This window comes from Microcoleus sp. K4-B3 (genome assembly GCF_036704615.1).
Lineage (GTDB): Bacteria > Cyanobacteriota > Cyanobacteriia > Cyanobacteriales > Microcoleaceae > Microcoleus.
On record NZ_JAUBSF010000221.1, the window covers coordinates 1 to 1,566 of the forward strand.

A 1,566-nucleotide genomic window follows, 5' to 3' on the forward strand; every position below is an offset into this window, starting at 1 on the left:
CTGGAGTTTAGACTAAAGAGTACGATCGCCCTCAAACAAAAGTGAGTTCGCCTAAGAACAATCGAAGAGATGAGAGAACCAACAACAGGCAAAAAAATACCGGGTCAACTCTGCTTGAGTTGACCCGGATGGCGGAAGATAGGGAAATATCACAACCCCGAGCGACCGCTATGAATAATGTTGTCACTCAATTGCAACAGTTTCGTCAAGACATCTACAACAATCTACGTAAAGCGCAAGATGCTACCTTTGAGTTAATGGATGCGCTCTTGTTGACCAGAACAGCTCAAAGTTTAGCGGATTTATCATTATCTTGCGTGTTTCGCCGTCAATGGCCAAGCGTTTACGAAGCATTACAAGACACAAGGGCCCGATCGACAACAACTAATGAAACTTTACATCCAACAACTCCCGCGATCGGAACGAATTGTCCTCGCAGGCGACCATACGAGTTGGTCGAGACCGTTCGCCAAAACACTGAAAGAACGTACCTACGAACATTCCCCATCACAACTGGGAGGTCGTCCGGTGACTGTAGGATACGGTTACAGTACATTGGCGTGGATACCTGAAGCACAAGGAAGTTGGGCCTTGCCACTGTTGCACGAGAGAATTACCAGTTGGGACAGTCCAATTTCTCAGGCTGTTCAACAATTATCGAGTGTCAGTTCTCACTTGCCGTCAAGAGCGCTATCGTTGTGGGACAGCGAATACGGCTGTGCGCCGTTTGTCAATCAAACCGCAGAATTGCCGATCGATAAACTGATGCGCCTACGGTCGAATTTATGTTTGTGGGGGCCACCGCCTGCTTATGGAGGCCGAGGTAGACCGAAAGTTCACGGCGAGCGATTCAAACTCAACGACTCTACAACTTGGAGTTCTCCGGCACAACAAGTTGAGTTGGATGACCCAGATTTAGGTCAATTGCGAATACGGGTGTGGCACAATTTACATTTTCGCTTGTCCCCGTCTCATGAGATGTCGATGCTGCTAGTGGAACGACTAGCTGCTGATGGCTCTACCAGGATTGCGAAGCCGATGTGGTTGGCGTTTGTGGGGTTAAAAATGCCTGCTGTCACAGAAATTTGGCGACTTTATTTACGAAGATTTGCGATCGACCATTGGTATCGTTTTGCTAAAAATCGCCTGCATTGGACAGTTCCTCAATTCAGTACACCACTTCAATGCGACCGTTGGAGCGATTTAATGCCGATTGTGACTTGGCAATTATGGTTGGGTCGTCATTTGGTGGCGCAACGCCCTCTGCCGTGGCAGAAATCTCTGGTCAAACTCACCCCTGGGCGGGTAGCTCAATCTTTTGGAAGCATTTTAGCCCTGTTAGGCACACCAGCTCGAGCTCCGAAAGTGCGAGGTAAATCGGACGGTTGGATTAAAGGGAAACAACGACGGCCCAGAATTCGATATCCTGTGGTCAAAAAAGGGTTTTCTCGTCCCATAAAACCCGCCAAAAAGTCCCCCTAATCAGAAGTTTTCGAGCGCTCATCTTTTAGTGCATTTAATCTACAGTAATGCGCCTCTTTATTCTGTCTTAGTCTAAACTCCAGT

General features: G+C 47.9%; 1 protein-coding gene. It reads left to right on the forward strand.

The window, feature by feature from the left end; genetic code table 11:
• Positions 1–300 precede the first annotated feature (300 nt).
• The gene (locus QUA78_RS32530) at positions 301–1,482 is read left to right on the forward strand and encodes an NF041680 family putative transposase (protein ID WP_333307448.1); all 1,182 of its coding nucleotides are present in this window, start codon (positions 301–303) and stop codon (positions 1,480–1,482) included.
• Positions 1,483–1,566 lie beyond the last annotated feature (84 nt).